Origin of the sequence: Streptomyces spinoverrucosus (genome assembly GCF_006539505.1) — a bacterium.
Lineage (GTDB): Bacteria > Actinomycetota > Actinomycetes > Streptomycetales > Streptomycetaceae > Streptomyces > Streptomyces spinoverrucosus.
Map to the genome: position 1 here is coordinate 67,195 of NZ_BJND01000027.1, position 26,988 is coordinate 94,182.

Annotated in this window: 16 protein-coding genes and 2 pseudogenes; 5 read left to right on the forward strand and 13 right to left on the reverse strand. The window is 70.6% G+C overall.

Features of this window, described 5'->3' with window-relative positions:
• Positions 1-53: 53 nt before the first annotated feature.
• The 4 genes from SSP24_RS20180 to SSP24_RS20195 are packed head-to-tail and all read right to left on the reverse strand — an operon-like array spanning position 54 to position 4,241.
• Positions 54-881 (reverse strand): carbohydrate ABC transporter permease, encoded by an 828-nt coding sequence (locus tag SSP24_RS20180; protein WP_141311059.1) that lies wholly within the window; start codon positions 879-881, stop codon positions 54-56.
• Positions 878-1,798, reverse strand: coding sequence for a carbohydrate ABC transporter permease (locus SSP24_RS20185; protein ID WP_141311060.1), 921 nt, complete (start codon positions 1,796-1,798; stop codon positions 878-880). Before SSP24_RS20185 ends, SSP24_RS20180 begins: the two co-directional genes overlap by 4 nt.
• Positions 1,795-3,123, reverse strand: coding sequence for an ABC transporter substrate-binding protein (locus tag SSP24_RS20190; RefSeq protein WP_141311130.1), 1,329 nt, complete (start codon positions 3,121-3,123; stop codon positions 1,795-1,797). The genes SSP24_RS20185 and SSP24_RS20190 overlap by 4 nt, the downstream gene beginning before the upstream one ends.
• A 59-nt stretch (positions 3,124-3,182) precedes the next feature.
• Entirely contained in the window at positions 3,183-4,241 is a 1,059-nt protein-coding gene (locus SSP24_RS20195; protein WP_229866033.1) for a LacI family DNA-binding transcriptional regulator, read from the reverse strand.
• Positions 4,242-4,449: 208 nt separating this feature from the next.
• Here SSP24_RS20195 and SSP24_RS20200 point away from each other — a divergent pair, with 208 nt between their 5' ends.
• Together SSP24_RS20200 and SSP24_RS20205 are read left to right on the forward strand one after the other, a co-directional pair.
• Complete coding sequence (locus SSP24_RS20200) at positions 4,450-6,573, forward strand: glycoside hydrolase family 36 protein (RefSeq protein WP_141311062.1); 2,124 nt, start codon at positions 4,450-4,452, stop codon at positions 6,571-6,573.
• A gap of 133 nt (positions 6,574-6,706) precedes the next feature.
• A complete protein-coding gene (locus SSP24_RS20205; protein WP_141311063.1) occupies positions 6,707-7,894 on the forward strand; it encodes a sulfotransferase family protein in 1,188 nt (395 codons plus the stop codon).
• Positions 7,895-7,924: 30 nt separating this feature from the next.
• On the opposite strand, the gene SSP24_RS20210 is transcribed toward SSP24_RS20205, so the two are convergent.
• From SSP24_RS20210 to SSP24_RS20240, 7 genes are all read right to left on the reverse strand, one after another.
• Entirely contained in the window at positions 7,925-8,656 is a 732-nt protein-coding gene (locus SSP24_RS20210; RefSeq protein WP_141311064.1) for a glycoside hydrolase family 12 protein, read from the reverse strand.
• Between the two features lie 37 nt (positions 8,657-8,693).
• Positions 8,694-10,889, reverse strand: a complete 2,196-nt coding sequence (locus tag SSP24_RS20215) for a glycosyl hydrolase family 95 catalytic domain-containing protein (protein ID WP_141311065.1) — start codon at positions 10,887-10,889, stop codon at positions 8,694-8,696.
• Positions 10,886-12,853, reverse strand: a complete 1,968-nt coding sequence (locus SSP24_RS20220; protein ID WP_141311066.1) for a beta-galactosidase — start codon at positions 12,851-12,853, stop codon at positions 10,886-10,888. The genes SSP24_RS20215 and SSP24_RS20220 overlap by 4 nt, the downstream gene beginning before the upstream one ends.
• Positions 12,853-15,060, reverse strand: coding sequence for a sialidase family protein (locus SSP24_RS45570; protein WP_229866034.1), 2,208 nt, complete (start codon positions 15,058-15,060; stop codon positions 12,853-12,855). Before SSP24_RS45570 ends, SSP24_RS20220 begins: the two co-directional genes overlap by 1 nt.
• A gap of 121 nt (positions 15,061-15,181) precedes the next feature.
• On the reverse strand, positions 15,182-16,135 hold the full coding sequence (locus tag SSP24_RS20230; protein ID WP_141311067.1) for a carbohydrate ABC transporter permease: 954 nt from the start codon (positions 16,133-16,135) through the stop codon (positions 15,182-15,184).
• Complete coding sequence (locus tag SSP24_RS20235; RefSeq protein WP_141311068.1) at positions 16,132-17,157, reverse strand: ABC transporter permease; 1,026 nt, start codon at positions 17,155-17,157, stop codon at positions 16,132-16,134. Before SSP24_RS20235 ends, SSP24_RS20230 begins: the two co-directional genes overlap by 4 nt.
• 26 nt (positions 17,158-17,183) lie before the next feature.
• Entirely contained in the window at positions 17,184-18,869 is a 1,686-nt protein-coding gene (locus SSP24_RS20240; protein ID WP_141311069.1) for an extracellular solute-binding protein, read from the reverse strand.
• 272 nt (positions 18,870-19,141) lie between these two features.
• Here SSP24_RS20240 and SSP24_RS20250 point away from each other — a divergent pair, with 272 nt between their 5' ends.
• From SSP24_RS20250 to SSP24_RS44200, 3 genes and pseudogenes are all read left to right on the forward strand, one after another.
• Complete coding sequence (locus SSP24_RS20250; RefSeq protein WP_141311070.1) at positions 19,142-22,012, forward strand: glycoside hydrolase family 3 C-terminal domain-containing protein; 2,871 nt, start codon at positions 19,142-19,144, stop codon at positions 22,010-22,012.
• Between the two features lie 189 nt (positions 22,013-22,201).
• Positions 22,202-23,271 (forward strand): annotated as a pseudogene (locus SSP24_RS20255) (DNA polymerase III subunit beta family protein).
• Positions 23,268-23,600 (forward strand): annotated as a pseudogene (locus tag SSP24_RS44200) (hypothetical protein). The pseudogenes SSP24_RS20255 and SSP24_RS44200 overlap by 4 nt, the downstream one beginning before the upstream one ends.
• A 100-nt stretch (positions 23,601-23,700) precedes the next feature.
• Here the strand turns inward: SSP24_RS44200 and SSP24_RS20265 are convergent.
• Positions 23,701-25,146, reverse strand: a complete 1,446-nt coding sequence (locus SSP24_RS20265; RefSeq protein ID WP_141311071.1) for an aldehyde dehydrogenase family protein — start codon at positions 25,144-25,146, stop codon at positions 23,701-23,703.
• 155 nt (positions 25,147-25,301) lie between these two features.
• Entirely contained in the window at positions 25,302-26,873 is a 1,572-nt protein-coding gene (locus tag SSP24_RS20270; RefSeq protein ID WP_141311072.1) for a PucR family transcriptional regulator, read from the reverse strand.
• Positions 26,874-26,988: the final 115 nt, after the last annotated feature.

The window sequence follows — 26,988 nt, forward strand, 5'->3', positions numbered from 1 at the left end:
CTCGTGCGGGATCTGGTGCGGGGGCTCACGCTGGACCTCCGTATGAATGGGCGTTACTTGACGGCTCCACTGGTGATTCCGGACACGATCTTTCGCTGGGCCACCAGGAACACGGCGACCATCGGCAGGCTCATCACCACGACGTAGGCGAAGACGAGATGCCAGTTGTTGAGATAGAGCTGGGCGCTGGCGACCTTGTAGAGGTTGAGCGGGAGGGTCGCCCGCTCTCCGCCGCCGAGGACGAAGAACGCGTAGAAGATGTCGCTCCAGGCGTAGAGCATCACCATGATCGTCGCGGTGGCGATGACGGGCCTGAGCAGCGGCAGGATGATGCGCAGGAAGATCCGCGGCGGTTTGGCGCCGTCCATTCGCGCGGCCTCCTCCAGCTCCATGGGGATCGCCCGGATGAAGCCGGTCATGAAGAAGATGGAGGTGGAGAGGTACATGCCGGTGTAGACGGCGATCATTCCGGGGCGGGTGCCCGCCAGGCCGAGCTGGCGCAGCTCCATCACGATGGTGATGACGGCGGGCGGCAGCAGCAGTCCGCTGATGCACAGTGCGTACGCCGCCGAGACCAGCCTCGACCTGCGGCGCGCGAAGACCCAGGCGGCGCCCGCGCCGAGGATCAGGACGAGGACGACCGACGGCACCACGACGAGCAGGGAGTTGAGGAAGCCGCGGAGCATCTCGCCCTGGCTGACGGCGTCCTGGTAGTTGCTGCCCGGCTGCCAGTGCCCGGGCACGTCCAGGTTCGGCTTGATGGCCTCGGCCTGCGGCTTGGCGGACGTCACCAGGACCAGCCACAGCGGTACGCCGACGGCGAGCCCGGCGAGCAGGACGACCAGGGCCGGGCGGCCGTACCGCCACACCACCGGGGTCATAGCAGCTGCTCCCTTCGCCGCAGGCCGATGACCAGCGGGATCGCGATGGCGACCACGACCAGGAAGAGCACGAGGCTCATCGCGGAGGCCTGGGCGTACAGGCCCTGGCCGAAGATCCGGAACATGTAGATGTTGAAGACCTCGGTGGAGGCCGCGGGGCCGCCGCCGGTCGTGGCCTGCACGATGTCGAAGGTGTTCATCGAGCCGATCAGGGCCGTGGTGACGTTGAAGGTGACCGCCGGGGCGAGCATCGGCCAGCGCACCGACCAGAAGGTCCGCCAGGGGCCGGCGCCGTCGCACTTCGCGGCCTCCAGCATGTCGCCGGGGATGCCCTTCAACCCGGCGAGATAGATCAGCATGGACAGGCCCATCCACTTCCAGCCGTGGATGACCGTGACGAGGACGAGCGTCCAGGTCGTCGAGCCCAGCCACGGGATGTCCGTGCCCAGCACGGAGTTGACGGCGCCGTCCTGGTCGAGGAGGGCCTGGAAGACGTAACCGGTCGCGAGCGCGGAGATCAGCACCGGGAGGAAGAAGACCGCCCGGAAGAACCGGTTGAAGCGGGTGTCGGCCTCCAGCAGCAGCGCGAGCACCAGCCCGAAACCGTTCTGGAAGAGCGCCGCCAGAAGGGCGTAGAGCAGCGTCGTGCGGATCGCGCGGAGGAGGGAGCCGTCCTCGGCGATGGTGCGGAAGTTGTCGAGGCCGGTGAAGGCGATGTCCGCGTGGTAGGAGGACCAGTTGGTGAACGGGTAGTAGAAGTTGAGCAGGTTCGGCACCAGGAAGAACCCGGCGAAGACGGCGATCGCGGGCAGCGCGAACCACCAGGGGTGGTGGACGGCGGCACGCGGCAGCCGTCCGGCCCTCTTCGGTACGCCCGTCACGGGCGCGGTCTCGGTGCGTACGACCGTGTCCGTCACGGCTGGAACCCGGGTGCACCCTGGGCCTTGGCCACCTGCGTGAACTGGTCCTGGATGGCCTGGGCTACCTGCTCGGGCGTCTTCTTGTCGTAGAGCATGTCGGCGAGGTAGAGGTGCGTGTCCGGGGCGACGATCGCCTTGGCCTGGAAGACGCCGATGGCCTTGGGCAGGGCCGCGACCTGGTCCTTGGCGGTCTGCGGCAGCCCGTCGGGGGTGGGCACGGACGGCTGCACGGACGGGATCTTCATCGCCTCGATGTAGGCGGGGTAGTCGGGGCCGAGCCAGAAGGCGAGGAACTGCCGGGCGGCGTTCTGCCGCTTCTCGTCACCGGTCTTGAAGGCGACGACCCCGTTGGTCTGGTCGGGCGAGTACATGCCGGTGGCGGAGGAGTTGGCGATCGGGAACCAGCCGATCTTCTGGTCGATCTCGGCGGTGGAGTACTTGGCCTGCAACTGGCTCTGGAAGGAGGTGACGTTCAGGACCATGCCGGCCTCGCCCTTCCACAGGGCGTCGGCCTGGCCGGTGAAGGTGCCGGTGCGGTAGTTCTTCTGCGCGAGTCCGGCGTCGAGCAGCTTCTCCTTGTACTTCTTGATCGCGCCGACGACGACGGGGTCGGTCCACTTCTCCTCGTTCTTGTTCAGGCGGTCCCACCACTGCTGGTCGAGGTCGGTGAGCTGCACCTGCATCTGCCACTGCAGGGGCCACTTGTCGCCGCCGGCCTCGTAGAAGCCGGCCGCGTCGGTCTTGTCGGTGATGGTGCGGGCGAGGCCGAGCAGTTCGTCGTACGACTGCGGGAAGTCCTTCTCGCTGAGGCCCGCCTGCTTGAAGACGTCCTTGTTGTAGTAGACGCCGAGCATGGCGGGGCTGGTGACGATCGCCGCGTACCGCTTGCCGTCGATGACGCCGAGGGAGCGCTCGGTGTCGCCGAGCTTCGAGACCCACTCCTCGCCGTCGAGGGTGAGGAGGTTCTGCTGGGGCTGGACGAACGGCAGCGTGGAGATGGACGGCTGCCAGAACATCAGGTCGGGCCGGTCGCCGGAGGCCAGCTTGGTCGGCACGTTCTGCTCGTAGAGGTCCGGGATCGCCTGCGTCTCCACCTGGGCGCCGGTGGCCTTCTCGAAGGCGTCGATGACCTGCTTCGGCGCGTTGACGGTGTTCTGCGCGGTCCACATGGTCAGCCGTACGCCGTCCAGGCGGGCGGTGGGGTCGACCGCCGCCTGCTTGTCGTCCGTACCGGCGTCGCCCGCGGTGGGGTCGCTGCACGCGGTGGCGGCCAGGGCGGAGACGCATATCAGGGCCAGCGCGGGGAGGGCTCGTCTCATGATCACGTACCTCACGTGCCTTTCACGAACGGGGGTCCAGGAGGCGGCGGTACCGGGCTTGTTCAGTCGCGGGCGGGCGGCGGCCCCGAGCTTTCCCGCACCACCAGTTCCGGTACGGACACGGGGTGCGGGGCGATCCGCGCGGACTCCTCCAGCACGCCGTGCAGCAGGGCGAACGCGGAACGTCCGAGGCCGGTGAAGTCCAGGCGTACGGTCGTCAGGGACGGGGTCAGATAGGCGGAGTGCGGGGCGTCGTCGAACCCGGCCACGCTGATCTCGCCGGGGACGGAGCGGCCGGTCTCGTGCAGGGCGCGCAGGACGCCGAGGGCGAGGTCGTCGTTGCCGCAGAGGATGGCGGTGACGCTCTTGTCCTCGGCGAGTCGCAGGCCTGCCGCGTATCCGCCCGCCGGGCCCCAAGAGCCCTGCACCGGGCGGGGTTCGGGGGCTCCGGCCTCCCGCAGCGCCTGCCGCCAGCCCGTCGTACGGGCGCTGGTGCGGCGGGTGCTGGACGGGATGGCGACGTAGTGCACGGTCTCGTGGCCGAGGCCGAGCAGATGGCGGGTCGCCTGGTAGGCGGCCTCGCGGTCGTCGGTCCACACCCAGGGCCGGTCGTCGCCGGGCCGCCCCGCGGGGGTCTCGACGACGCCGACGACGGGCAGTTCGGCGGGGACGGCCTCCAGGGCACGGACGCCTGCCGGATCGTAGGCGATCACGATCAGGCCGCCGCCCGCGTCCGCCGCCCGCTGCACCGCGGCGGCGACGGCGGCTTCCTCCGCCGATTCCAGGACGCCGATCGCCATCGTGTACGACGCGGCGCGGGCCTCCTCCTCGATGCCCTGGAGGATGGAGGCGTAGCCGTGGTGGGTGGTGTTGGCGGTCAGCACGGTCACGGCCCGTGTGCGTCCGCTGGCCAGGGCGAGGGCCGTGGCGTTGCGGCGGAAGCCGAGTTCCTCGATGGCGGCGAGCACGCGTTCCCGGGTGGACGGCTTGACGCTGGGGTGGCCGTTGATCACCCGGGAGACGGTCTGGTACGAGACGCCGGCAGCGGTCGCCACGTCCCTGATGCTCGCCGGTCGCCTTGTGTGACCGGTCACATTCATGCCAGGATTGTGACCGGTCACACAGGGGTCGTCAAGACACCGTAACGATGGATTCACACGGCCGAAGCGGGCACCGCGCAGACCTGCGCGGAGTCTTGGACGGCCGAAGCGGACCGCGCAGACGCGCGCGGAGTCTTGAACGGCCGAGGCAAGACCGCGCAGACGCGCGCGGACACTTCAACGGCCGAAGCGGGCACCGCGCGGGCGCGCGGAGGCGGGAGGGGGCACCTTGACCGGTACGGCGGCGGACGGGACGCGGAACGGCTTTTCCTGGGGACACTCGGCGCTGGAGGCCGAGTTCGCGACGGCCTCGGACGGGACCCTGCGACTGGTCCGGCTGGGCGGCGGGCCCGCGCCCGGTGACCTCGAAGCCGCGCTCCCCTTGGTCGAGTTGATCGCCCTGGGACACGGCAGTGGCTGGTCCGGACCCCGCTTCACCGGTACGGCCCTCGGGACGCGGCTGCGCCACCGGGGTCACCGCAGCGGCACGCGGGCGGGCTGGGAGTGGCTGACGGTCGAACTCGACGACCCCCTCACCGGGTTGACGGCGTCGGTCGAACTCTCCTCCCCCACCGGACTGCCGGTGCTGCGCTCCCGGGTCCGGCTGCGCAACGACGGCACCGAACCCCTCGTAGTCCAGTCCGTCAGCAGCCTGCTGCTCGGCGGCCTGCCCTCCCCCGACACCCTCGACGTGCACCGGGCCCGCAACGACTGGCTGGCGGAGTGCCGTTGGTACGCCGAGCCGCTGCGGGCCGCGGTCGCCGACATCAACGCCGGCGCCCATCAGCACGACAGCCGGGCGGCGCTCACTCTGGTGGGGCGCGGCAGCTGGCCCACCGACGGCCATCTGCCGATGGGGGCGCTGACGGAGCGGGGCGGCGCGGGACGGGCCTGGGTGTGGCAGGTGGAGTCCCCGGCGGGCTGGCGCTGGGACCTGGGGGAACGGGCGCACGGCACGTATCTCGCGCTGAACGGTCCCACGGACGCCGAGCACCAGTGGCGGGTGCGACTGGGCCCCCGCGAGGAGTTCACCACCGTGCCTGGCGTACTGGCGTGGGGCTCCGGCCTGGACGCGGCACTGGGGGCGCTGACGTCGTACCGCCGCGCAGTGCGCCGCCCCCACCCGGACCACACCACCCTGCCCGTCGTCTTCAACGACTACATGAACACGCTGATGGGCGACCCGACGACGGAGAAACTGCTGCCGCTGATCGACGCGGCCGCCGAGGCCGGTGCGGAGTACTTCTGCATCGACTCCGGCTGGTACGACGACACGCAGGGCTGGTGGGACAGCGTCGGCGAGTGGCTGCCGTCGGCGCGGCGCTTCCCGGACGGGGGGATCGTGCGGGTCCTGGACCGGATCCGGGAGCGCGGCATGGTGCCCGGGCTGTGGCTGGAGCCGGAGGTCGTCGGGGTGCGCAGCCCCGTCGCGGCAGCGCTGCCGCCGGAGGCCTTCTTCCAGCGGGACGGCGTACGCCTCGCCGAACAGGGGCGGCACCAGCTCGACCTGCGGCATCCGGCCGCCCGCGCGCACCTCGACAAGACGGTGGACCGGATCGTCGGCGACTGGGGGGTGGGCTATCTCAAGCTGGACTACAACATCGTGGTCTCCCCCGGCACCCAGGCGCCCGGGGACCTCGCACCGGGCGCCGGGCTGCTCGGCCACGCCCAGGCGTACCTGGAGTGGCTGTCCGAGGTGCTGGACCGGCACCCAGGGCTGGTCATCGAGAACTGCGCCTCGGGCGGCATGCGGATGGACGGGGCCACCCTGGCCGTCACCCAGCTCCAGTCCACCAGCGACCAGCAGGACCCCCTGCGCTACCCGCCCATCGCCGCCGCCGCGCCGAGTGCCGTGCCGCCCGAGCAGAGCGCGGTCTGGGCCTACCCGCAGCCGGAGTTCGACGACGACCTGATCGCCTTCACGCTGGGCGGGGCGCTGCTCGGCCGCATCCATCTCTCCGGCCACCTCGACCGGATGTCACAGCGGCAGCTCGGACTCGTGCGGGACGCGGTGGCGACGTACAAGGCGATCCGCGGGGATCTCGCGCGGGCGGTGCCGTTCTGGCCGCTGGGGCTGCCGGGGTGGACGGACGAGTGGGTGGCGCTGGGGATGCGGGTGCCGGACGGGCCGTCGTATGTCCTGGTGTGGCGGCGGGACGGCGAAGGCGGGACCGCAGGCCGGAGCGAACTCCACCTGGAGGTGGGCGACTTGACGGGGGGCAAGGTCCATACGGAGATCCTGCATCCGTCCGCTCCGGGCGCCGCCTCGGCGGTCTGGGACGGCGACGCCCTGAGGGTGTCGCTGCCGCGCACGCCCGGCGTGCTGCTGATCCGGCTCGCTTCGGGCGCATAGGTCCCGGCTGAACGCCTTCGGCGCGACCGAGACGCCCACTGTGTACTTATAGGCACAGCAAGCCCGTTCGATGGGATACGTTCGCCCCGGCCGAACCCGCCGTCGTCTCGCCCACGAAGGGAAGCCGTCCCCGATGTCCTCCGCTCCGCTCCCCCTCGCCTTAGCCGATCTGCTGCTCCGGCCGGGTTTCGGCTCCCGGCGCGTGCCCGATCGGGTCTTCGACCGGCTCGTCGCCAAGGCCGGGCAGGTGGAGGGGGATCAGCAGTTCGTCGACGACTTCCGGTTCCTGCTGCGCTGTTGGGCCAAGGCCGAGAACCTCACTCCGGTCGGCTGGCAGTCCGCGCAGACCCACGTCCGCAGGCATCTCACCAACCGGGCCCGGATCCGGCGGCTGATCGCCGAGTGTCCCGCGATCGAGCAGGAGCCGGTCGAGAAGCCGGTGTTCGTGGTGGGCCTGCCGCGCACCGCGACGACCCTCACCCACGGCGTGCTGTCCCTCTCGGGCGAGCACCGCAGCCCCCTGCTGTGGGAGCTGCTCACGCCCGACCTGAAGGTACCGCCCGGCCGGCGGCGCAAGGCGACGGCGCCTGCGCGTCACCTGGTCCAGGGAACCAATCTGTTCGCCCCGCGCTTCCGCGACATCCATCCCCTGGTCGCAGAGGGTCCCGAGGAGTGCACCTTCGCCCTCCCGCACGCCCTGATGCCGCTGTCCTCGGCCCGCATACCCGAGTACCAGGCCTGGCACTACGAGCGGGACTTCGTCCCCGACTACCGCCACCTCAAGCAGGTCTACCAGGTCCTTCAGTACGGCCGCCCGCGCCGCCGCTGGATCCTGAAGTCCCCCATGCACCTGGAGAACCTCGACGCGCTGCGCACGGTCTTCCCGGACGCCACGATCGTATGGACCCACCGCGACCCGGCCACCGTCATGGCATCGTTCTGCAGCCTCGTCGAGCACGGCATGGTCCTCAGCACCCGCCCCGTCGACCTGCACGGCATCGGCGCCACCTGGCTCGAACTGCTGAGCCGCTCCGCGGCGCGCGGCCTGGCGTCCCGTGCCGCGATCCCGCGAGAGGCCCTGGTGGACGTCCCGTACTCCTGGCTCGGGTCCGACCCCGCCGTCGGCGCCCCGAAGCTCTACGCCGCCGTCGGCGCCCGCTGGACCGAGGCGGAGGCCGCCCGGCTCCCCGAGGTCACGGCCCGCCCCAAGGGCACCCGCCCCCACCGCTACGACCTGTCCCGCTACGGCCTGACCCGCGCCGACGTCGAGTCGGCCTTCGCGGACTACAACGCCCTGCGGGCCGAGGTCGACCGCGCCTGACGGCACGGCCGACCGAGCCCTGATTGCCCGTCAGGTGCTGCTGACCGTCAGGTTGTTGGTGCGGAAGTCCAGACCGCCGGACGACGAGGTGATCTCGAAGCCGAACTGCACGTCGCCGATGGTCTCGTTGCCCATCCAGCCCTTGGTGTCCTTGATCCACTTCAGGACGGGCAGGATCTGCACCGTGCCGGAGGTGGAGTCGGACGTGCGCAGGAAGGAGAAGACGTCCCAGTACGTCCCGTCGGCCCGGTAGACCCGACCCTTGTAGACGTTCCAGTTGTGACCGCCGAGCGTCGCGTTGCCCTGGTAGTCGCCGAGCGCACCGACGTCACCGTTGTAGTTGACCCAGAGCATGATCTCGTAGTCGTAGTCCGTGTCCCAGACGTCGTACGAGGTGTTGTACGAACCCGCGGACGGCACCGTGACGTTGTAGCTGCTGTTCAGCGAGCCCAGGGAGGTGATCGACTTGTTGATCACCTTTTTGGCGTTGGGGTAGGACTTGATGCCGCCGGTGTTGGGGTGGTTGGCCCAGACGCCCCAGTTGGTACCGGAGTTGGCCCAGATGCACTGGCTGCCGGCGCCCTGGCCCCAGATGTTGTTGTAGAGCGTGTAGCCGTTCAGGCTGGTGTTGCCCCACTGGTCGCAGGAGTTCCAGACGGCGGCGTGGGCAGGGGCGGAGGCGAGACCGACGGTGGCGCCGAGTGCGAGCGCGGGGGCGAGCAGAGCCTTGGTGATTCTGCTGCTCAGGGTGCGTGTTGCCATGGTGTCCCTTCCATGGGTGTGGGGGGAATTGCGGGGATTACCGCGCCTCCAGTGGGAGGACACGGTCTTCTCCGGCGACGAGGTCGAGCGGCTGCGCGCCGGAGGAAGTCCTCAGTTCGATGCGGAGGGTGCGGGTGGGTCGTACGACCGCCGTGGCGCCGTCGGGCCCCCAGGTGATGTCGACCTCCGCCCCGAAGCGGGTGCGGACGCCGCGGAGGCTGCCGTGCGGCAGGGCTGAGGGGAGCGCGGGGAGCAGGACCAGGCGGTCGGGGGTCGACTGGATCAGCATCTCGATCAGCGCGGCCGGGAGGGCGTGGGCGGCGTCCGCGTTGTAGACGTCCCGGTCGGGGTAGTGCGCGCTCATCAACGACGCGTGGAAGTAGTCGCCCTGGAGCACCTGGCCGAGCGCGTGGGCGACCCGTTCGCCGTCCCTCAAGCGGGCGGCGATCAGGGCGTGGTGCAGATGACCGTGCGCGGAGTCGTTCTCGGCGCCGCGCAGTTCGAGCGCGCGGTGGGCGGCGGCCGCGAGGTCGGGGGTGTCGTACGGGTTGATCTCGTCGAGTGGCCAGACGCCGTAGAGGTGGCTGAGGTGCCGGTGGTCGTACGAGTCCTCCAGTCCCGGCCAGGCCCATTCGGCGAGCGCGCCGTCGGCGTTGATCCGGTGGGGCGGGAGACGGTCGGCGAGGGCGCGCCAGCGGTCGGCGTCCGGGGTGTCCGGGTGGTACGCGGCCGCCGTGCGGAGGGCGTGCCGGGCGGCGGAGAGGTCCATGGCCGCGTTGATCGCGCCCCAACTGGCATTGGCGGGGCGGTTCTCGGGTGAGTAGGAGGGGACGACGACCAGGTGGCCGTCGGCGTCGGTGTGGGTGAGGAAGTCCTCGTAGAACTGGGCGAGTTCGGCGAGGGCGGCGGCGGTGCGGGGGTCGCGTTCGCCGCGGGTCTCGTCGTGGTCGACGAGGGGTTTGAGCAGCCAGTCGGCGCCCGCCGTCCACAGGTGCAGGGGGTATCGGCGGGAGAAGTGGTACGCGTGCCCGGACTCGCCGTCGGTGTGGGTGGGTGCGACGATGCCCCGGGCGCCGAAGAGCGCGCGGGCGTTGTCACGCCAATGCGGCAGTTGTCCGTGGATCAGGGAGGCGAGGGCCTCGGTGACTTCCGGTAGGGCGGCGGAGGCCGCTGATGCCGTCTGGAGGTTGAGGTTGGCGTTGGTGGTGAAGGCGCCGGACCAGCCGGTGTCCCAGTCGCCGGTCCACAGGCCGGGCAGGCGGGGTGGTTGCAGGCCGCTGGAGGAGAGCAGGTGGTAGCGGCCGGCGGCGAAGAGGCGTTCGAGCAGGGCCGGGCTCTGGGGGTGTTTGAGCAGCTCGGAGCCGGGGAGGGCGCGTTCGTCCCGGTCGGCGGCGAGGTCGAGGGTGACGCGGGTGTAGGCGGTGCGGTGGTGGGCGAGATGCCGGGCGAGCAGGTCGTCGTACGGCCGGATGAGGGCGCGCAGCGCCCGGGTCTCCGCCACGACGTCCAGTTCGGCAGTGTGGCGTCTGGTGCGGGTGAGGAGGAGGACGGACGTGGCTCCCTCGATGTGGGCGCCGGGCGGGGCGAGGGTGGTACGGCCGCCGGTGACCGCGACGAGAGTGAGGCCGGTGTAGGCGCGGTCGCTGTCGGGGTAGTGGGCGCGGAGGGTGAGGGCGGCGCCCTCGGGGGTGAGGAGGGAGCCGTGGCTGAGCGCCAGGCGGGTGGGGGCGTTGGGGAGGTGGTGGTCCTGGTGGATCTCCAGGGTCAGGCCGGGGGACGTGATCTCGTGGACGATGACGTCGTCGGCGCGGGAGACGAAGACACGGCTGGTCCAGTCGGTGGTGCGGGCGGTCGCCTCGCCGGTGGAGAAGTCGACATGTCGCCGGTAGTCGGTCGACTCCCCGGTTCGGCGCTTCAGCCGGAGCTGGAAGGCCGGGTGGAAGGGCTGCACCCACAGTGTCGGCCGCCCGTCCGTGAAGTCCTCCGCCGCGGTGAGGTCACCGGCGAGCAACCGGTCCTGCAGGGCAGGGAGTTCCTCGGCCAGCTCCGGAGGTCGGGCGTGCTCGGAGCCGTTGGGGCGGACGAGGGTGTGATGGGTGACGATGACACGGTCGTCGTTCGGGTCACCGAACACAAGGATGCCGTGGTGGCCGTTGCCACTCAGGAAGGCGTCCTCCCAGCGGGCGGCCGGGTGCGGCTCCCAGGTGCCGTGGACAGGGCCCGGCTGTGTCATGGCTTGAGCACCGCCACTCCGTAGCGGTCCAGGCGGACCTCGTCCTGGACAGTCGTATCGGTGAGCAGGTCGTGATGGGTGCCCGGGACGGGGACGGTGACCGGCTCGCGCCCGTGGTTGAGCACGAAGAGCAGATCACCCCGCCGTACGGCCTCCACGGTGGCGGGCAGCCCGTCGAGCACCGGGCGGACCTGCGCGTCGGCGGCGACACGGGTGAGCAGCTCGCGCAGCGCGTCCGGCTCCGGGAGCGTCGAGACGTACCAGGCGCGGCCCTTGCGGAGAACGGCGGGCAGGCCGTCCAGCTCGCCGCCCTTGTACGGGATCGTCTCGGTGACCGACGGCTCCGCCTCGATCTCCTCCGACCACAGGGTGCCGTCGAAACCGTCGCAGGACACCGACTCCCCCGCGTCCAGCGGCCACCACTCGTGCAGGGTGCGGATGCCGAACAGGTCGCGCAGCCGGGCGTCCATGCCACCGGGGCGTACCCGGTCGTCCTCGTCGGCGACGCCGGTGAGGAAGCCGCAGACGAGGGTGCCGCCTTGGCGGACGTACGCGATGAGGTTCTCGATCGCCGCGTCCGTGAGGAGGTAGAGCTGGGGGGCGATGACGAGGGAGTAGCCGGTCAGGTCGTGCTCGGGGTGGGCGAAGTCGGTGGTGAGGTGGGCCTCCCACAGGGCGCGGTGCCAGGCGCGGAGTACGGCCGGGTAGTCGACCTCGGTGGACAGACGGCCGTCCTGGACGCCGGCCCACCAGGAGTGCCAGTCGTGCAGGACAGCGATGTCTGCTGTGCTGTGGCTGCCCGACACGTGCGGGCCGATCGCCGCGAGCTCGGCGCCGAGCTGCTTGACCTCCTGGTACGTCCGCCCCCGCTCGCCCGCGTGGCTGACCATCCCGGAGTGGAACTTCTCCGCGCCCTGCCGGGACTGCCGCCACTGGAAGTAGCAGACGGCGTCCGCACCACGGGCCACGGCCTGCAGAGACCACAGGCGGTTGAGGCCGCGGGGCTTGGGGTGGTTCACGCCGCGCCAGTTGACGGGACCGGCGGCCTGCTCCATGAGCATCCAGGGGCCGCGGGCCTGGGAGCGGGTCATGTCCTGGACCAGCGCGCCTTGTTGTGCGCCCAGTGGGTCGCGCGGGTCCGGGTAGAGGTCGACCGAGACGACGTCCTCCTCCGCCGCCCAGCGCCAGGCGTCCTGGCCGATCCACAGCGGCATGAAGTTGCTGGTCACCGGGATGTGCGGGGTGTGGCGGCGGACGATGTCGCGCTCGGCGACATAGCACTCCAGGAGCATGTCGGAGGTGAAGCGCCGGAAGTCGAGGAGCTGGGTGGGGTTCTTCATGTAGTGGGCGTGGCGTGGCGGCAGGATGCCGGACCAGGTGTCGTAGCGCTGGCTCCAGAAGGCGGTGCCCCAGGCGGTGTTGAGGGCGTCGAGGGTGCCGTATCTGGCCTTCAGCCAGTTCCGGAAGCGTTCGGCGGCCTCGTCGCCGTAGTCGAAGGTGCAGTACTCGTTGTTGATGTGCCACATGGTGAGGGCGGGGTGGCTGCCGTAGCGGGCGGCCAGGTCCTCGGTGATGGCGGCGGCGTAACGGCGGTAGGTGGCGCTGGAGTGGGAGAAGTGCTGGCGGCCGCCCCAGAGTTCGATGCGGCCGTCGGCGTCGCGGGGCAGGGTGTCGGGGTGCAGCCGGCCCAGCCAGGGGGGTGGGGAGGCGCTGGGGGTGGCGAGGACGACGCCGATGCCGTTCTCGTGCATGAGGTCCATCAGGCGGTCGAGCCAGCCGAAGTTGCGCTCTCCCGGGGCGGGTTCGAGTTCGGACCAGGAGAAGACGCCGAGGGTGACGGAGTTGACGCCGGCGGCCTTCATGAGGCGTACGTCGTCGGGCCAGGTTTCCTCGGGCCATTGCTCGGGGTTGTAGTCGCCGCCGAAGAGGAGGCGGGCGCGGGTGGCGTCGCTGAGGTTCGGCATCAGACGGGCTCCCCGTACTGGATTCCGCGCCCGTTGGTGGCCAGGTACACGCGGCCGTGGATGCGCGGGTCGCCGATGATGGTCTCGCCGGTCCAGCCCCACTGGTGCTGGTCGTCGTTGATCCGCACCCAGGTCTTCGCCTCGTCGTCGGAGCGGTAGACGGCGGTGATGTTCTCGGTGGAGCCGACCTGGTAGATCGCCGGGTACGTGGCGCCGTCGGCGGCCTTGCCGAAGCCGAGGGTGTACGAGGCCCAGCAGCTGGTGATCTTCGAGAAGTTCGCCCCGCCGTCGGTGGACCGATAGAGGCCGTTCCACTTGACGCTCAACCACAGGTCACCGGACCGGCCCGGCGCCGCGACCAGCTTGAACTGACTGTCCCCGGAGGGCAGATCGCCTGCACGCTTGGTGAAGGTGAGGCCACTGTCAGTGCTGGCGTATAGCGTTCCTGTGTCGGTGTCGTACGCGTGGAAGAGCGTCGGGTCGGCCGGGTCGGCGACCGGCGTGGCGCCCTTCGGGAAGGAGGAGACCTCGGACCAGGTCGCGCCGTTGTCGGCGGATCGGTGGGCTGCGTACTTCGTGCCGTCCCAGTGCACGAAGGACCACAGCAGCACGCTGCCGTCGGCGTTGGTGGCGATCGGCCCCGGTGCGCTCTTGGCGATGTCGGGCTGGGCCGCGAAGGGCGCCCAGGTCCGCCCGCCGTCGTTCGAGTAGGCGCCGTTGCCGTGGTCGCCCCACCCGGTGCGCACGACGTACGCCGGCCTGCCCGCGGCCTGCGCGAGTCCCGTCGCCGACCCGAACACGGGGTTCGTCGCCATGCCGCGGGACGGGGAGGCCGTGAGCCGCTCGTGGTACATCACGCCGATGTCCCCGGATCCGCTGATCAGGTGCGCCTCTCCGACCGGGGGCGAGATCAGCTGGCGCACGGACGTCTCCTCCAGGCCACGGATCTGCGGGGCCCAGTGCCTCAGGTCCCGCGTGCCGTACAGGGTGGCGCCGGTGCCGTAGACGATGTGCTTCGAGTCGTACGGGTCGACGGCGAGCGCCTGGATCCACCAGCCGAACTTGGGCTTTTCTTCGCCCCACTTGAGGAAAGGAGTCTCGGACACGTCGAACACAGCGGTGTCCTTCAGGGAGGTCCAGCTGCGCCCGCCGTCGGTGGACCGGTAGAGGGTGTCGACGGCGGCCCACCGGTTGTTCGTGGACACGACGACGGTGCCGGGGCGGCGGGCGTCGACGGCGACGCCGCCGTAGCCGAAGGTGTCGGTGGAGCCGTCGGGGGTGGTCCCGCCCGGCTTGACCGGGGTGACGTCGGTCCAGGTGCCGGTCGCGGTGGCGAGCCGGTGCACGCTGCCGTCGGACTGGCCGTTGGGGCCGGGTGCGTTGGCGTACGTCACGTACAGCGCGCGGGTGTGGCGGTCGTAGGCGGCGCGGACCGGGACCTTGGCGTGCGCGCCGGTGGGCTGACCGGGGACGGCCGTCCAGGTGGTGCCGTCGGTGGTGCGGAACAGGTTGGCGGAGGCGCCGTCGCCGTCGCCCCAACCGGCGTACACGGCCCGCCCGGCGGCGACGAGCAGGGTGACGCCCTGCCCGGTGGCGCTCGGCGTGGCCGGAAAGCCGGTCGCCGGTGCCCAAGTGGCACCCCGGTCGGTGGACTTGAGCAGTCCGTCGTGCCGGGTGCCGAGCCACAGGGTGTCACAGTCCCGCGGATCGACGAGCAGCCGCTCGCCGGTGCCCCGGCCGTCCTCGTTGGCGCCGAGCTTCACGGTGAGGTCGGTACGGGTCCAGGTGGCGCCGCGGTCCTCGGAACGCAGGATCGCGCCGTTGCCGGCCCAGGGCTGGGAGTAGGTGCCGAGCGCGAGGTAGAGGCGGTCGCGGTGAACGGGGTCGACGGCCATCGCCTCCACCCCGAGGAGGTTCCAGTCGTCCCAGCCGAGGTGATCGGTGAGCGGCGTCCAGCGCCCGACGCGGTCGTCCCACCGGTAGGCACCCCCGATGTCCGTCCGCGCGTAGGCGAGGCCGCGCACGGAGGGGTGGAAGAGGACGCCGGTGATGAATCCGGTGCCGCCGATGACGGCGTTGCGCCAGCGATAGGTGGGGGCGGTGGCTGCGTGGGCGGCCGAGATTCCCATGCCGGGAACAGCGGTGAGCGCGGCACCGGCGGCGACCCCGGCAAGAACGGTGCGTCTACTGGGCTGGAACATGCGCATGACATACCTCGCTACGAAATTTGGGGGGACGGGCAACGCCCTTAGGGGCGCGGGGAACTGCGCGACCAGCCACAACACAGCCGCAGACGGCAAACAACAGACAGCTCAACGGCGAGAGCCGTTAACCCTTGACCGCCCCCGTGAGCATGCCCTTCTTGAAGTGCCGCTGGACGAAGGGGGAAAGGACAGCGACCGGGAGAAGGGCCAGGACCATGACGGCCATTTGGATGGCGATCGGGGAGAGCTGACCGGTGTTGATCTGCGTCTGAAGGCCGACGGGGCGTTCCTGCATCTGGACCAGCTGGATCATGACGTTCTGCAGCGGCATCATCTCCTGGTCCGTCAGGTAGATCGACGCGTTGAACCAGGCGCTCCAGTACCCCACCGCGTAGAAGAGCGCGATCACCGCGAGGACCGCACGCGACAGCGGGAGCACGATCTTCCACAGGATGCGCCAGTCGCCCGCGCCGTCGATGCGTGCGCTGTCGATGAGTTCCTGGGAGATGTTCATGAAGAAGGCACGCAGGACCAGGATGTTGAACACGCTCACCGCGCTGGGCAGGATCAGCGCGAGATAGGTGTCCATCAGTCCGAGCGCCTGCACCAGCAGGTAGGTCGGGATGAGGCCCGCCCCGAAGAACATGGTCGCCAGCAGCGTCATCAGGATCCAGCGGTGACCGAGCGAGCCGCTGCGGGACAGGCCGTAGGCGCACAGCACGGACACCGTCATGCTGAACAGCGTGCCGACCACCGTCACCCCGACGCTGACCAGCGCTGCCTTCTGGACCTGTCCACCGCCGAGGAGTTCCTGGTAGGCGACGAATGTGATGCCCTTCGGGATCACCACCAGACCGCCTGCCTCGTCGATGGTCTTCTTCGACTGGAGGCTGGTGACGATGACGATCCACAGGGGGAAGAGAATCGCGAAGCAGGCGATCCCCAGGACAAGGCCCTTGCCCGCCAGTCCGGCCTTGGACGGCTCTTCCTCCCATACCGGTCGGGGCGGTGCCGCCCAGGGGCTGGGCTTCTTGACGCGCGGCCTGTCGTCCGCCCGCTCGTCGAGGACGGCGCTCATTTCTTGTACACCCCCTGCTCACCCATCAGATGGGCGACCTTGTTCGCGGTCAGCACCAGCGCCAGGCCCACCACGCCCTTGATGAGTCCGGCGGCGGCGGCATAGCTGAAGTCCTGGTTGCGGATGCCGTTCCACCACACATAGGTGTCGAGGACGTCGGAGGCGTCGACTCCCACCGCCTGTCGTTGGAGCAGGAACTGCTCGAAGCCGACGGTGAGGGCGTCGCCGACGCGCAGCACCAGCAGCAGGGCGATCACCGGGCGCAGGGCGGGCAGGGTGATGTGCCACATGCGTCGCCAGCGTCCGGCGCCGTCCATGGCGGCGGCCTCGTACAGATCGTTGGAGACGGAGGAGAGCGCGGCGAGGAAGACGATGATGCCCCAGCCCGCGTCCTTCCAGATGGTCTCGAAGGTGACCAGGTACTTGAACAGCTCCGGGTTGGTCATCAGGTCGAAGCCCTCGTAGCCGTGCTGGCGGAGGGTCTGCGCGATGATGCCCGCGCCGCCGAAGATCTGCATGAAGACCGTGACGACGAGGACCCAGGAGAAGAAGTGCGGGAGGTACATGACCGCCTGGGCGATCGCCCGGACCCGGGGCCTGACCACGCTGTTGATGAGCAGCGCGAGCAGGATGGGGATCGGGAAGTAGAGCACGAGCTGGAGGAAGAAGAACACGAAGGTGTTCTGCACCGCGTGCCAGAAGGCCGCGTCCGCGAAGATCCGCTCGAACTGCTCGAAGCCGATCCAGGGGCTTTCGAGGATGGCGACGAAGCCGTTCTCGCTGAGGTAGGGGTCGTAGTCCTGGAAGGCGACCACATTGCCGAGGATCGGTATGTAGTTGAAGACCAGGACCAGCAGCACCGCCGGCACTGTCATCAGGAGCAGTGTGCGGTCGCGCCGGAATCTGAGCCCGAACCTCAGCTTTCCCGACCGCCCCGGCTGCTTCTCGCCGCCGGGGGCCGCCGGAGTCTTCTCGGGCGTCTTCGCCTCGGACCTGCTCCGAGGCACCGTGCTGTGGGACACGGCCTTCTCCTTGCGTCCGTCCCGGGTCAGTTCGCCGAGCCGGTGTCGTCGAGCAGCTTCTGGTACCAGTCGCGCAGGCCGTCGCCGCCCTTGCTCTTCCAGTCGGACACGGCCTGCTGCACGTCGCTGATCTTCTTGCGGCCGCGCACGACGTCGTCCTCCAACTGCTCGAAGTTGTCGGCGAGGTTGCTCCAGCGGCTGGGCTCGGTGATGGTCAGCCCGAAGAAGGAGGTCTTCTTGGTGAAGGCGCCCATGCGCTGCTGCCACTCGACGATGCCCCGGGTGACGTCGGGGAAGTCGGGGTACGCCACGTACGGGGCGGGGTTGCCCGTGTAGTCGTAGGCGCCGTTGACCTCGTTGACGCCCTGCTCCGTCTTGGACGGCAGGCCGTTCTTGATGGTGTAGTCGGTGCCCTCGACGCCGTACGCGGTGAGCATGAACTCCTTGGTGCCATACGGCGCGGCACAGTAGTTGCACAGCGCGAGGAAGTCCTTGATCTGCTGCTCGGACGCCGTCTTGGAGACGAAGGTGAAGATGTTGGCCGGCTGGACCGCCCACAGCGTCGGGGCGCCGCCGTCGGGGCCAAAGATGTCGAAGGCCGCCATGTCGAAGTCGGACTTCTGAGTGGCCTGCTCGGAGACCGAACCCCACCAGCCGGAGATGTTCCCGTTGTAGACGAGAACCTGACCGGCCGTGAACCGGTTCCTGGCGTCGCCGCCGGCCTTGCCGGAGACCGCGTCCGGGTGGACCACGTTCGCCGCGTACAGCTTCCGTGTCCACTCCAGGGCTTCGAGGTACTCCTCGGTCTCGATGCGGTTGACCAGCTTGCCGTCCCGCAGGTTCCACCACAGCGCCTTGTCGCTGCCCGGGTAGACGCTGAAGATGTTGAACGCCGTCCACTTCATGTCGTCGCAGGCCCAGACCTTCGACTTGGCGTCGGTGGCCTCCTTGGCCCAGGACAGGAACTCGTCCGGGCTCTTCGGGACGCTGTAGCCCTTCTTCTTGAACAGGTCCCGGCGATACATGGGCGCGATGTCTGTGACGTACGGGGCGGGGAACGGCACCGCGCGGAGCTGGCCGCCGAAGATGCCGCGCTGCCAGGCCTCGGTGGGGACGGCCGCGAGGTTCGGGTAGTCCTTGACCTTGTCACCGGACAGGTAGGGGCCGAGGTCCGCGAACTTGGCGTTGATCGCGCTGGGTATCCTGCCCATCAGGTTCCAGCCCGGCACGACCACGACGTCAGGGATGTTGCTGCCGGCGAGGACCGCACCGAGTTTCTGGTCGTAGGTGACGCCGTCCTGGTTCTGCCAGGTGACCTCGACGCCGATGGCCTCGTTCATCGCCGTGTAGTAGGGGTTGTCGCCCTTCGGCGGGGTGCCCCAGAACGGGGACAGGATCGTGAGCTTGCCGCCGCTGCCCAGCTTCTTCGGCACCGAGGTCTTCAGGTCGGCCGTCGCAATCGCCTTGGTGAAGCCCGCCGACGACCCGTTCTTCGCCGGAATGTCCGGCGCCACCACGCTCGACGCCACGAACGCCGGAAGGATCTTCTGGGCGTCCTTCCCGGAGGTCGTACCGTCCTTCCGGCCTTCCTGCGATCCCCCGCAGGCGGCCAGCAACGGCATACCCCCGCCCACCGCGACGGCGGCGACCGCCGTGGAGGCGAGGAAGCTTCTCCGGCTCGGGGCGGAGGCGGAAGCGGCGTTCGGCGTCATTGCGTCAACCCTTCGTGGCGCACCAGGACACCCGGCGGTGGAGCCGTCGGCTGCGGTGTCTTGAGTGGAACTGGCTGAGCTGAAGCGTTCGTTCGCCCCGCGACCGAGGGGCCTGTGCAGTCGAAGCGCTTCGATGTTGCTGTGAGGTTAAGTGAACACCCAGGGGTGCACAAGGGTCGCTTCCAAGATTCCTCCGGGCTGCGGAGACGACCTTTCCTCGTGCACCACTTGAAGTGACACCGCCCTTCTCTTGACACCCACCGGCCCGTCGAATGAGCATCGAAGCGCTTCGAAAGCGCCTCGCCGCTCCATCGCAAGGGGAACCCCACGTGACCGCAACAACGCCGCCTTTCCGCGATCCGCGTCTGCCGTTCGCGAAGCGCATCGACGACCTGCTGTCGCGGCTCACCCCGGACGAAAAGGTCGCCTTCCTGCACCAGTACGCGCCCGCGGTCGAGCGGCTCGGCGTCCAGGCCTTCCGCACCGGCCAGGAGGCACTGCACGGCGTGGCGTGGATGGGCCCGGCGACTGTGTTCCCGCAGGCGGTCGGGCTCGGCGCGACCTGGAATCCGGATCTCGTACGACGGGTCGGCGAGGCCGTGTCCAAGGAGGTGCGCGCCATGCGCACCCGCGACGACCGGGTCGGCCTCAACGTCTGGGCGCCGACGGTGAACCTGCTGCGCCACCCGCTGTGGGGCCGTAACGAGGAGGGCTACTCCGAGGACCCGAAGCTCACCTCGGCGATCGCCACCGCCTACACCAACGGCCTGCGCGGCGACCACCCGACGTACTGGCGCACGGCGCCCGTCCTGAAGCACTGGCTCGCGCACAACAACGAGACGGACCGCTCCACTTCGTCGAGCTCGGTGCGCCCGCGTGTGCTGCACGAGTACGACCTGCGCGCCTTCCGCGAGACCGTCGAGGCGGGCGCGGTGGCCGGGGTGATGCCGGCGTACAACCTGGTCAACGGCCGCCCGAACCACCTCTCGCCGTATCTGCGCGAGCAGTTGCGCACCTGGACCGACGAGGAACTGCTGGTCTGCTCGGACGCGGGCGCCCCCTCCAACCTGGTCGACTCCGAGCACTACTTCGACACGCACGAGGAGGCGACGGCGGCCGCGCTGCTCGCAGGCGTCGACAGCTTCACCGACCACGGCACGGACAGCACAAAGATCGTCGTGCGCGTCCAAGGCGCCCTGGATCAGGGACTGTTGACCGAAGCCGACATCGACACCGCCGTCCGCCGTCAGCTCTCGGTCCGCTTCCGGCTCGGCGAGTTCGACGGATACGACGAAACCGGCGCCTTCGACACCCCGGAGCACCGCGCGCTCGCCCAGGAGGCCGCCGAGCAGGCGATCGTCCTGCTCCAGAACGACAGTCTGCTGCCGCTCGCCCCCGACACCCGCATCGCGGTCGTCGGTCTGCTCGCCGACGAGTGCAAGCTCGACTGGTACAGCGGCACGCTCATGCACCGGTCCACCCCTCTGGAGGGCCTGTACGAGCGGTTCGGCGCCGACCGGGTGGAGTTCGCGGAGGGCGTGGACCGGGTGCTGCTGAGGACGTCCGCCGGTACGTTCCTGCACGTGCCCGCGGCGGACGCCGCCGACGAGGTGCGCGGCGCCGAGGGCGCCCTGGACCCGGCCCTCCTCGCGGGCCGCACGGACCTCCCGCCCCTGACCACCGACGCCACCGGCACCGAACTCGCCCTGATCGACTGGGGCGGGGGCGTCCTGACCCTGCGCGCACCCGACGGCCGCTACCTGTCCGTCGCCGAGGACGGTTACGTACGCGCCTCGGCCGACCAGCCCGGCGGCTGGGTGGTCCAGGAGACATTCCACCTCGAACCCCATGAGAACGGTCACCTCCTTCGGCATCTGGGCACGGGGCACCATGTCTCTGTCGCCGCCGAGGGGGTGAAGGTTGCCGCGGAGAACCCGGAGATCTTCGAGGTCGTCCACGTCGAACGCGGCGAGGACGCGGTGGCGCGGGCCGCGGCCGGGGCGGACGTCGTGGTGGTCGTCGCGGGCAACGACCCGCACATCAACGGCCGCGAGACCGAGGACCGTACGACGCTACGGCTGCCCGAGCACCAGGAACGCCTGCTGCGCGCCGCCCGCGCCGCGAACCCGCGCACGGTGCTGACGTTGGTCTCCGCCTACCCGTACGCGATCGACGCGTCCCCGCTCCCGGCCGTCCTCTGGACGGCACACGGCGGCCAGTCCGCGGGCACCGCCCTGGCCCGCGTCCTGGCGGGCGACGTGTCCCCCGCCGCCCGCCTCCCCCAGACCTGGTACGCCGACGACGCCGACCTGCCCGACCTCCTCGACTACGACGTGATCGGCGGCCGCCAGACCTACCTCTACTTCGAAGGCACACCGCTCTTCCCCTTCGGCCACGGCCTGTCGTACACGTCCTTCTCGTACGCCGACGTCACGACCCGCGTGGCGGGCGAGGCGGTGCGCGTCTCGTTCACGGTCACCAACACCGGAGACATGACGGCCGACGAGGTGGCCCAGGTGTACGGCCACGCCGCCGACGCGTCGATGATCCGCCCACGCCGCGAACTGCTCGGCCACCGGCGGGTGACGCTACGCCCCGGCGCGAGTCAGGAGCTGACCTTCGAACTCCCGCTGAACGCCTTCTCGTTCTGGGACGTGGCCCACGGCAGGTGGCGCCTGTACCCGGGCCCGTACGACGTCCTGATCGGCGCCTCCAGCGAGGACATCCGCCTGCGTACGACCGTGACGCTCGACGGCGAGCCCGCGACGCCGCGTGCCGTCGTCCGACGTGGCCTGGACGCGGCGGACTTCGACGAGCAGAGCGGCACGGAGATCGTCGACCGCACAAAGACCTCGGGCGACGCGGTGACGCCGGTGGGCGGCGGCAGCGGCGAACTCGTCTATCGTGCCTGCGACTTCGGGACCGGCGTCACCGAGGTGACGATGCAGGTGGCGGGCGAGGGACGGGCCGAACTGTCCCTCGACGGGGGCGCGACGCTGGCGACGGTCACGCTGGGTACGCCGACTCCGGGCCCGTACGACTACACGACCGTCTCCGCCGACATCACCGTCACCGGCGTCCACGACGTCCACCTCAGACTGCGCGGCCCTCTGCGGCTGGCGCATGTCGGCTTCTCCGGTTGAGGGTCCGGACCAGGCCGACACAGGGAAGGGGCCCGGCACCGGAAGGCATCGGTGCCGGGCCCCTTCGGGACGGCGAGCTCGCGTCACTGGAGAGATTACCTGAAAATGGTTCCCATTAGCTAGGGGTATCGGTGTTGACCTTCGAGTTGCTTGAAGCTCCATGATGACCGGGTGCCACCTACCGAGCTGATGCCGATCGGGGTCTTCGCCCAACGCAGCGGTCTGACGTCGAGCGCTTGCGTTTCTACGCCGACTCCGGGCTGCTGCGTCCTGCCGAGGTCGACCCGGTCTCGGGCTACCGCTACTACTGCGCCGGCCAAGTGGCGCGGGCAACGGCGCTGCGCCGGCTCCGCGCGATGGGCATGCCGCTCACGGTTGTCGCGGCGGTCCTCGACGCCGGGCCCGCCGAAGCATCCCGGCTGATCGACGAGCACGTCGGCACAGTCCTCGCGGACGCGGTGGCCGCGCAGCGGAGGGCCGCCGTCGTCAAGTCCTCGCTCGCCGACGTGCCCAGCGTGCTGATCGCCGCGGTGAAGGGCCCGGTGCTGGCCGACGCCGTGGAGCAGATCCTGACCGCGACGGCACCACGTGAGCCGGAGATGCCGGTCCTGGGCGGCCTGCGCATGGAGGCGGCCCAGGAAGCGATCACATTGACCGCGACCGACCGATACCGCCTCTCCACCCGAACCCTGGTGCCTGCCGAGCCCCCGACGAAGACGTGGGCCGCCACAGTCGACGGCGACGAGCTGCGGGCCGCGGCCGCCGGGATCCGCCGCAGCGCACTCGTACGCATCGAGGCGACGCCGCACGGCATCCGGCTCCGCATGGCCGATGGTGAGGACCAGTACTGCCGGTCGCTGTCCGAGCCGTTCCCCGACTACCGGCTGATGCTCGCGTCACTGGGCGAGGTCACCACCCGCGTGACGGTCCCGAAGGATCAGCTCCTGCGAGCCCTCGAAGAGCACCCCGGCGAACGGCTCGCGCTCCACGTCACCGACCACGGAGTGCAGGCCGTATCTGCCGACGTCGAACACCCCGGGATGACCCTCCCCGCCATCGCGACGGGCCGGACCGTCCGGGTCTGGTTCGACCTGACCACGCTCTATCCCGCCGTCAGCACCGCCATCGGCCCCGACGTGATGCTCGAAGTGCGCGGACCCGACCAGCCGGTCACGGTCCGCTCCGCCGACCGAGGCGATCTCACCACGCTGGCCATGCCCGTTAACCCCGACGACGGGAAGGAGGCAAACCCCCGATGACCACCACACCCACCACTCTCCCGACCCGACCATGGAAGCCATCGCCCGAGCCGTCACCGAAGGCCGGTCCGGCGCCGTGGCCTCCGCCCGCCGCGCACTCCTGGACCTGTGGTCCATGATCGGCGTCACCGGCGACCCACTGCACCGCTGCACCCTCGCCCACTACATGGCAGACCTCCACGAAGATCCCGCCGAGGCGCTGGCCTGGGACATCCGGACCCGAAGGCCCGTACGGCAACCTCCTTCGTGCCGCCACCGAAGAGGTCGCCGAGGCCATCACGAAGCGGGACACGGCACAGAGGGCCTCCGCACCTGGTGCGCGTGTCTGAGTGGCACGGCCACGCGAACATCAGCTCGGCTGAACAGATCCGTACGACAACGGCCGGAGCCCCCGCACAGTGGGCTCCGGCCGTTGGACTGGGGGAGGTGTCAGAGCGCCAGGCCGGTGAGGACCAGGACGCGCTCGTAGGTGTAGTCGTCCATCGCGAAGCGGACGCCCTCGCGGCCCACGCCCGACTGCTTGGCGCCGCCGTACGGCATCTGGTCCGCGCGGTAGGAGGGGACGTCGCCGATGATCACGCCGCCGACCTCCAGGGCGCGGTGGGCGCGGAAGGCGACCTGGACGTCGTGGGTGAACACGCCCGCCTGGAGGCCGTACTTGGAGTCGTTGACGGCCGCGAAGGCCTCGGACTCGCCGTCCACCTTCTGCACCGTCAGGACGGGGCCGAAGACCTCCTCGCAGGAGATCGTGGCATCGGCCGGTACGTCGGTGAGGACGGTCGGCGCGTACGAGGCGCCGTCGCGCTTGCCGCCGGTGAGGAGCTTGGCGCCCGCCTGGACCGCCTCGTCGACCCAGGACTCGACACGCTGGGCCGCGTCCTCGCTGACCAGCGGGCCGACGTCGGTCTTGGGGTCGGAGGGGTCGCCGGTGACCTGCGCCTCGACGGCGGCGACGATGCGCGGGAGGAGACGGTCGTACAGCGACGCGTCGGCGATCACGCGCTGCACCGAGATGCAGGACTGGCCGCCCTGGTAGTTGGAGAAGGTGGCGATGCGGTTCGCCGCCCAGTCCAGGTCCTCGTCGCTCGCGTAGTCGGCGAGGACGACGGCCGCGCCGTTGCCGCCCAGCTCCAGCGTGCAGTGCTTGCGCGGCACCGAGTCCATGATCGCGTAGCCGACCTTCTCGGAACCGGTGAAGGAGATGACCGGCAGGCGCTCGTCCTGGACGAGGGCGGGCATGGCCTCGTTCGGGACCGGGAGGATGCTCCACGAGCCCGCCGGGAGGTCCGTCTCGGCGAGCAGGTCACCGATGATCAGGCCGGACAGCGGCGTGGCGGGCGCCGGCTTGAGGATGATCGGGGCGCCGGCGGCGATGGCCGGGGCGACCTTGTGGGCGCACAGGTTGAGCGGGAAGTTGAAGGGCGCGATGCCGAGGACGACGCCCTTCGGGAAGCGCCGGGTCAGCGCGAGCCGGCCCTGGCCGCCGGCGTCGGTGTCGAGGCGCTGGGCCTCGCCGCCATTGAAGCGGCGGGCCTCCTCGGCGGCGAACCGGAACACGGACACCGCGCGGCCGACCTCGCCGCGCGCCCACTTGATCGGCTTGCCGTTCTCGGCGGAGATCAGCTGGGCGATCTCCTCGGTGCGCTCGACCAGCCGCCTGCTGACGTGGTCCAGGGCGGCGGCGCGGACATGGGCGGGAGTCGCGGCAAAGGCGTCCCGTACGGCGTACGCGGCGGCCACGGCTTCCTCGACCTGGGCGTCGGTGGGCACGCTGACCTTGCCGACGACGCGGCCGTCCCACGGAGAGGTGACGTCGAAGGTGTCCTGACCGGTGGCCTGACGGCCGGCGAGCCAGAAGGCGTGGGTGGAGGTCATGAGTCCCGGCCCCTTCCGCGTAGAGGTGTGCTTGAAGTTCGGCGTTCCCGGTCCACGGTAGGGGTGCGGGGCGGGTGGTGCGGTTGTCCGATCCGTAGCACTCGCGGGCGGGGGTACGCCGCTTTGGCCTCCTCGCTACGCCAACAAGGGACTGCCTACTCCGCCGACGTCGCCTTCAGCGCCAGCCACAGCTCCATCCGCACGTCCGGATCGTCCAGCGACCGCCCGAGGATCTCCTCCACGCGCCGCATCCGGTAGCGCAGGGTGTGCCGGTGGACGCCGAGGTCGGCGGCGGCCGCGTCCCACTGGCCGTGCCGGGACAGCCAGGCCCGCAGGGAGGCGACCAGGTCCCCCCGGCCAGTGGCGTCGTGCTCGTGCAGCGCGCGCAGCAGGCCGTCCGCGAAGGCGCGGACCGCGTCGTCGGCGAGCAGCGGCAGCACCGACCCCGCCGCCAGCCGCTCGTGCTCGACCAGCACCCGCCCCCGGCGCCGGGCCACCGACAGCGCCTGCTCGGCCTGCTTGTAGGCGGCGGCCGCCGCGATCGGCCCGGCCGGCGCCGACAGGCCGATGACCAGGTCGTCCTCCTCCCCCACCGACGGCTCCTGGCCCCCGGCCCGCGCGGCCTCCCGCGCCGCCGCGTACTCCCCGCACGCCGTGACCACCGCGCCCCCGTCCGCGGCCAACACCACCAGCCGCTCCCCGTCCCCCTCGGGCACGACCAGCACCGACTCCCCCGACCGGGCCGCGGCGGCCTCCACCGCCTCGGCGATGCCCGCGTGTCCCGAGGCGCACTCGGCGAGGACGATCCGGTAGGGCGCGTCGAGGAGGTCGCCGTACAGATCACCGGCGACGGCGCGGGCGTGGTCCGGCTGACCGGCGAGCAGCATCCGCAGCACGGCCGCGCCGATCCGCTGCTCGGCGGCCTGGAGGGAGCGGGAGCGTTCGGTGGTCAGGGTGAGCAGGGCGATGGCCGAGTGCAGGGCGTACCGCTCGGCGGTGCCGAGGGCGGCCGCCGTGCCGACGGCGAGGGCGGCGCGGGGGCGTCGGCCGGTGCCGATGCTGTGCAGTTCGACGCGGTCCTCGTGTTCCGGGCCGCCGACCACCGAGCTGGCCGGCGCCGGCCGGTCCCGCAGCCGCTCCACGTCCGCCGTGAGCCGCGCGGCCCGGCGGCCGGCCCACTCCGGTGCGGCCGCGACGACGGCGCCCGAGGCGTCGTAGAGCGCCGCCCAGCCGTCGACCTGCGCGGCGAGCACGGCGAGCAGCCCCTCGGGGCCCTCGCTCAGCGCCTGCCTGGTCAGCTCCCGCTGCGCCGCGAAGCCCGCCGTCACCGCCCGGTACTGGTCGGCGGCGATGGCGGCCGACACGGCCTTGGTGATGGCGAGGAAGGGGGTGCGGCGGGGGACCTCCAGCAGCGGCAGGCCCTCCTCCTCGGCCGCGTCGACGAGCGCCTTGGGGATCTCGTCGTAGTTCACCCCGACCGCGAAGCCAAGACCGACGACGCCCGCCCCGACCAGCCGCTTCACATAGCGCCGCATGGCCTGCGGATCCTCCGCGTCCAGCTTGAGCGCGGTGATCAGCAGCAGTTCCCCGCCCTCCATGTACGGCACGGGGTCGGCGAGCTCGCTGACGTGGGCCCAGCGCACGGGCACGTCGAGGCGGTCCTCGCCCGCCCGCACGGTGAGTTTGAGCGCGGAGTGGTGGACGAGGGAGGCGAGCGTGGGGGGCATCGGGCCTTCAGGTCTGCGGGGTCGGCTGATCCGGATCTGGGGGTGGGCTGATCGTTGTGATCTTTTGGCCGCCACGTATGAACGACCTGTGTCGATTCTGCCTCACCGTACGGTC

What these genes read in the sequence shown, in the direction of transcription:
- SSP24_RS20265 (WP_141311071.1), bottom strand. Translation starts at nt 25,146, where the DNA reads ATGACCTCCACCCACGCCTTCTGGCTCGCCGGCCGTCAGGCCACCGGT.
- SSP24_RS20250 (WP_141311070.1), top strand. Translation starts at nt 19,142, where the DNA reads ATGAGCATCGAAGCGCTTCGAAAGCGCCTCGCCGCTCCATCGCAAGGG.
- SSP24_RS45570 (WP_229866034.1), bottom strand. Translation starts at nt 15,060, where the DNA reads ATGCGCATGTTCCAGCCCAGTAGACGCACCGTTCTTGCCGGGGTCGCC.
- SSP24_RS20210 (WP_141311064.1), bottom strand. Translation starts at nt 8,656, where the DNA reads ATGGCAACACGCACCCTGAGCAGCAGAATCACCAAGGCTCTGCTCGCC.
- SSP24_RS20240 (WP_141311069.1), bottom strand. Translation starts at nt 18,869, where the DNA reads ATGACGCCGAACGCCGCTTCCGCCTCCGCCCCGAGCCGGAGAAGCTTC.
- SSP24_RS20205 (WP_141311063.1), top strand. Translation starts at nt 6,707, where the DNA reads ATGTCCTCCGCTCCGCTCCCCCTCGCCTTAGCCGATCTGCTGCTCCGG.
- SSP24_RS20270 (WP_141311072.1), bottom strand. Translation starts at nt 26,873, where the DNA reads ATGCCCCCCACGCTCGCCTCCCTCGTCCACCACTCCGCGCTCAAACTC.
- SSP24_RS20230 (WP_141311067.1), bottom strand. Translation starts at nt 16,135, where the DNA reads ATGAGCGCCGTCCTCGACGAGCGGGCGGACGACAGGCCGCGCGTCAAG.
- SSP24_RS20180 (WP_141311059.1), bottom strand. Translation starts at nt 881, where the DNA reads ATGACCCCGGTGGTGTGGCGGTACGGCCGCCCGGCCCTGGTCGTCCTG.
- SSP24_RS20215 (WP_141311065.1), bottom strand. Translation starts at nt 10,889, where the DNA reads ATGACACAGCCGGGCCCTGTCCACGGCACCTGGGAGCCGCACCCGGCC.
- SSP24_RS20220 (WP_141311066.1), bottom strand. Translation starts at nt 12,853, where the DNA reads ATGCCGAACCTCAGCGACGCCACCCGCGCCCGCCTCCTCTTCGGCGGC.